The organism is Raoultella sp., assembly GCF_039594335.1.
Taxonomy (GTDB): domain Bacteria; phylum Pseudomonadota; class Gammaproteobacteria; order Enterobacterales; family Enterobacteriaceae; genus Klebsiella.
On record NZ_JBCNNS010000222.1, the window covers coordinates 1 to 4415 of the forward strand.

At 56.2% G+C, this 4415-nt stretch carries 5 protein-coding genes and 1 pseudogene; 2 read left to right on the forward strand and 4 right to left on the reverse strand.

Features of this window, described 5'->3' with window-relative positions; translation table 11 throughout:
- Window positions 1–267: 267 nt before the first annotated feature.
- From ACZAHD_RS21795 to ACZAHD_RS21805, 3 genes are read right to left on the reverse strand one after another with little or no spacing between them, the layout of a single operon-like run.
- The gene (locus ACZAHD_RS21795; protein WP_462458597.1) at window positions 268–735 is read right to left on the reverse strand and encodes a YehS family protein; all 468 of its coding nucleotides are present in this window, start codon (window positions 733–735) and stop codon (window positions 268–270) included.
- Window positions 736–788: 53 nt separating this feature from the next.
- Window positions 789–1508 carry a two-component system response regulator BtsR gene (btsR, locus tag ACZAHD_RS21800; protein WP_462458598.1) on the reverse strand — a complete coding sequence of 240 codons (720 nt, stop codon included), beginning with the start codon at window positions 1506–1508 and terminating at the stop codon, window positions 789–791.
- Window positions 1502–3190, reverse strand: a complete 1689-nt coding sequence (locus ACZAHD_RS21805; RefSeq protein WP_462458599.1) for a LytS/YhcK type 5TM receptor domain-containing protein — start codon at window positions 3188–3190, stop codon at window positions 1502–1504. Before ACZAHD_RS21805 ends, btsR begins: the two co-directional genes overlap by 7 nt.
- 208 nt (window positions 3191–3398) lie before the next feature.
- Between ACZAHD_RS21805 and ACZAHD_RS21810 the strand changes: the two genes are divergently transcribed.
- Both ACZAHD_RS21810 and ACZAHD_RS21815 read left to right on the forward strand, forming a co-directional pair.
- Window positions 3399–4130 carry a MerR family transcriptional regulator gene (locus tag ACZAHD_RS21810; RefSeq protein WP_462458600.1) on the forward strand — a complete coding sequence of 244 codons (732 nt, stop codon included), beginning with the start codon at window positions 3399–3401 and terminating at the stop codon, window positions 4128–4130.
- Window positions 4131–4189: 59 nt separating this feature from the next.
- Entirely contained in the window at window positions 4190–4303 is a 114-nt protein-coding gene (locus ACZAHD_RS21815) for a protein YohO (protein ID WP_004103838.1), read from the forward strand.
- Here ACZAHD_RS21815 and ACZAHD_RS21820 read toward each other — a convergent pair.
- Window positions 4278–4415, reverse strand: a pseudogene (locus ACZAHD_RS21820) (ABC transporter permease); the annotation flags it as partial. The gene ACZAHD_RS21815 and the pseudogene ACZAHD_RS21820 sit on opposite strands and share 26 nt — an antisense overlap.

The window sequence follows — 4415 nt, forward strand, 5'->3', positions numbered from 1 at the left end:
GAAATTGCTCAAAGAGCAGGGGTTCCAGGAAGTGAAATAGACCGGAGAATATTCCCGGGTCGCGGCGTAAACACCTTACCCGGGCTACTGGCCCGCAGACGGCTGTAACCCGTAGCCCGGCTGAGCACAGCGCAAGCCGGGAAGATAACCTGAAGGGGCTTTCCCGGGTCGCGGCGTAAACGCCTTAGCCGGGCTACCGGCCGCAGACGGCTGTAACCCGTAGCCCGGCTAAGGGCAGCACAAGCCGGGAGTGAAACGGGGGTAAATTCAGGGCTTAGCGTGGACGCGCTCAGTCAGACCGCGCAGGAAATAGCGCAGGAACTGGTCACCGCATTCGCGGTAATTCTTATGATCCGGCGCGCGCATCATGGCGGTGATTTCCGGCATGGAAACGCGAAACTTCTGCTGAGTCAGAATGGCGAGGATATCATCGCTCTTCAGCGAAAAGGCGATGCGCAGCTTTTTCAGTACGATATTGTTATTCACCCGACGCTCGACCACCAGCGGCGGGGCCGCTTCATCTTTGCCGCGTTTGTCATAGATCAGGCCGTTGAGGAAGATCGACAGCATAATGTCCGGGCAGCGCTGGAAGCCCTCTTCGTCCTCCTTTTTCAGCCATGGTACTAGCTGCTCTGCGCTGACGACGGAATCGCCGAGCGCAAAAATGCGCACCAGGTCGCTATTATTGGTTTTCAGGATGTAGCGCAGGCTACGTAAGATATCGTTACTGATCATAATGCCTTCATGATGAAAAATGCTGGCGCTAAGTCTACCATGATTCCGTCGTTTTACAGACCAATCGCCTCTTTCAGACTTTTTAGGTAGCGACGGCTCACCGGCACCGTTTGTCCGGCCCGCATCAGCAGCTCCGCCTGACCGTTTTCCTCAAAGCGAATCTCTTTCAGGTGGGCCATATTCACCAGATACTGCCGATGACAGCGCAGCAGCGGCGTCCGGCTCTCGAGGGTGCGTAAGGTCAGCTCCGTGAACCCCTCCTTCCCCTCGCGGTCGGTAACATAAATTCCGCTCATCCGGCTGCTGACAAAAGCGACATCCTCCATCTGCAGCAGCCAGATCCGGCTGTGGCCGGTGCAGGGAATATATTTCAGCGCCTGCTGGGTATCGTCGAGCAGCGAGATATCCTGCAGGCTGCGCTCCTGACGCAGGCGTGCCAGGGTCTTCTCCAGCCGCGTTGCCTCAATGGGTTTCAACAGATAATCAAACGCATGCTCTTCGAACGCCTTCACCGCATACTCGTCAAAAGCGGTCAGAAACACGATGTAAGGCCGGTGTTCAGGATCGAGCATGCCGACCATTTCCAGGCCGCTGATCCGCGGCATCTGAATATCGAGAAACAGGACGTCAGGGCGCAGTTTGTGCACCGCGCCAATTGCTTCAACCGCGTTGCCGCACTCCCCGACAATCTCAATGTCGCGGGCGGATTCCAGCAAAACCCGCAGATTTTCTCGTGCCAGCGGTTCATCATCAACTATCAACACTTTTAACACGCGTTCTCCTCCAGAGGCAGTCGCAGCGTGACGCGGGTGAAACGTTCCGCTTCACAGGTCACGGTAATGCCGCAGTCGGCGCCGAAGCGCGCCCGTAACCGGCGGTCAACCAGGCTCATTCCCAGCCCGCTGGCGTTGGGATTGTCCTGGTACAAGCCGGCGTTATCCTCAATATCTAATTGCAGCCAGCGCTCGTGCTGGCTGGCACGAATGGTAATTTCCCCTACCCCGAGATGCTGTGAAGTGCCGTGTTTAATGGCGTTTTCAACAATCGGTTGCAGGGTAAACGCCGGCAGCTGATGGTGGGCCAGCGTATCGGGCACCAGCATCTGAATCTGTAAATTGGCCTGGAAACGCGCTTTCTCAATTTGCAGATAGGCATTCACGTGCTCAATCTCATCCGCCAGCGTCACAAACTCCGACGGCCGCTTCAAATTCTTGCGGAAAAAGGTCGACAGGTACTGCACCAGTTGCCCGGCCTGATCGCTGTCGCGTCGAATCACTGCCTTCAGGGTATTCAAGGCATTAAACAGAAAATGGGGATTCACCTGCGCATGGAGCAGCTTGATCTCCGATTGCGTCAGCAGCGCCTTCTGCCGCTCATACTGCCCGGCGAGGATTTGTGCCGACAGCAGTTGGGCGATCCCCTCCCCGAGCGTGCGGTTGATAGAGCTGAACAGGCGGTTTTTCGCTTCATACAGCTTGATCGTACCGATTACCCGCTGATTTTCGCCGCGCAGCGGGATAACCAACGTTGACCCCAGCTTGCAGTTGGGGTGAATTGAACAGCGGTAAGGGACCTCATTGCCGTCGGCATACACCACTTCGCCGCTATCAATCGCTTTTTGCGTATAGGATGAAGAGATAGGTTTGCCTGGCAGATGGTGGTCGTCGCCAATACCGGTAAACGCCAGCAGCTTGTCGCGATCGGTGATGGCTACCGCGCCGATATCGAGCTCCTGAATAAGCACCTGCGCGACCTTCATACTGTTCTCTTCGTTGAACCCCTGGCGCAGGATCCCCTCGGTCGAGGCCGCCACTTTAAGCGCGGTGGCGGAAAACGCCGAGGTGTACTTCTCAAACATCGCCCGCTTATCCAGCAGGATACGCATAAACAGCGCGGCGCCAACGGTGTTGGTGACCATCATCGGCGCGGCAATGCTTTGCACCAGATGCAGAGCGTCCTGAAACGGGCGGGCGATCAGCAAAATGATCATCATCTGCACCAGCTCGGCAAAAAAAGTGATCGTGCCGGCGGTGAACGGGCTGAAGACCTTATCCGGGCGCCCGCGCTTGACCAGCACGCTGTGGACCAGGCCCCCTAACAGCCCCTCGACAATCGTGGAAACCATGCAGCTTAATGCCGTCATGCCGCCGAGCGAGTAGCGATGCAGACCGCCGGTCAGCCCCACCAGTCCGCCGACGACCGGACCGCCGAGCAGACCGCCCATCACTGCACCGATGGCGCGGGTATTGGCGATGGAGTCTTCGATATGCAGACCAAAATAGGTCCCCATGATGCAGAAAATGGAGAAGGCCACGTAGCACAGCAGCTTATGCGGTAGACGAACGGTAACCTGCATCAGCGGGATGAACAGCCGCGTCTTGCTCATTAGCCACGCAATGACCAAAAACACGCACATCTGCTGAAGCAGCAGCAACACCAGATTAAACTCGTACATACCCGCAGACCACGCTTCACTCGAAAGCGCGTAACATACACTGCCGGGTCATTACTTTCTTTGAAGCGCTACAAGAAAATCACAAATCATGGTCAGGATCACACTTCTTGTCCGCCCCTATCGACGAAACGAACAAAAAATGATCAAAAATTCCCTCTTATGCAAACAGCTTCTACAGTTATAGGGGAGACTTTGCGGGAGGGAATATATGGCGCTTTATACGATTGGTGAAGTGGCTCAGCTCTGTGATATCAATCCCGTAACGCTTCGCGCCTGGCAACGACGCTATGGATTGCTGAAACCGCAGCGCACCAACGGAGGTCATCGCCTGTTTAGCGAGCAGGAAATTGACCGTATCCGCGAGATTAAGCGCTGGATTGATTCCGGCGTTCAGGTGGGTAAGGTCAAAACCTTGCTTAACGACAACACGAGTGGAGAAGAAGGCGGCTGGCGGGAGCAACAGGAGATTCTGCTGGGGTATCTCCACGACGGCAGCTACCACCGTTTACGGCTGTGGATCAAAGAGCGCAGCCACAGTTATACCGCGCTGACGCTGGTCAACCATCTGTTTATCCCCTTACGCCATCGTCTGCTCAGCCCACAGCCGACGCTTACCGCGTTACGCAGCATCCTCGACGGAATTCTGATCAGCCATGTCGCGCATAGCCTGGCCAGCGCCAGGAAACGTCCGGGCAGCCATGCGCTGGTGCTCGGCTGGAATGTCAACGACACCACGCGGCTGTGGCTGGAGGGCTGGATCGCCTGCGAACAAGGCTGGCGAGTCGATGTCCTCCCCCACTCTCTGACGCAGATTCGCCCCGACCTGTTTCCTGACAGCACCCTACTGATATGGTGCGGCGAAACCCCGACCCTCGCGCAGCAGGAGCAACTCATGGCCTGGCAGCAGCAGGGGCACGTTATCTGGCTAAATAGCAATTAATGTTTCATTAACACCTGTGCTTCACCGTATAATCCCTCCGTTAACATCAGGAGCCTATTATGAAGCCAGCGAAAATTGCGGTTATCACCCTCTTCTTATTCATGGCCATCAGCGGCATCGGCGGTGTCATGCTGGCCGGTTACTCGTTTATTGTGCGCGGTGGTGTCGGCTGACTCGTCGGTTCAATCGTTCAAAACCGCGGTCGACGATAATCGCCGCCAGCGCCACCAACAGCGCCCCCTGAAGAACATAAGCGGTATTGAATCCGCTCAGGCCGATAATGAT

Bases quoted from the DNA above. Each gene is read 5' to 3' on its own strand.
- ACZAHD_RS21815 (WP_004103838.1), top strand. From the start codon at position 4,190: ATGAAGCCAGCGAAAATTGCGGTTATCACCCTCTTCTTATTCATGGCC.
- ACZAHD_RS21805 (WP_462458599.1), bottom strand. From the start codon at position 3,190: ATGTACGAGTTTAATCTGGTGTTGCTGCTGCTTCAGCAGATGTGCGTG.
- ACZAHD_RS21795 (WP_462458597.1), bottom strand. From the start codon at position 735: ATGATCAGTAACGATATCTTACGTAGCCTGCGCTACATCCTGAAAACC.
- ACZAHD_RS21810 (WP_462458600.1), top strand. From the start codon at position 3,399: ATGGCGCTTTATACGATTGGTGAAGTGGCTCAGCTCTGTGATATCAAT.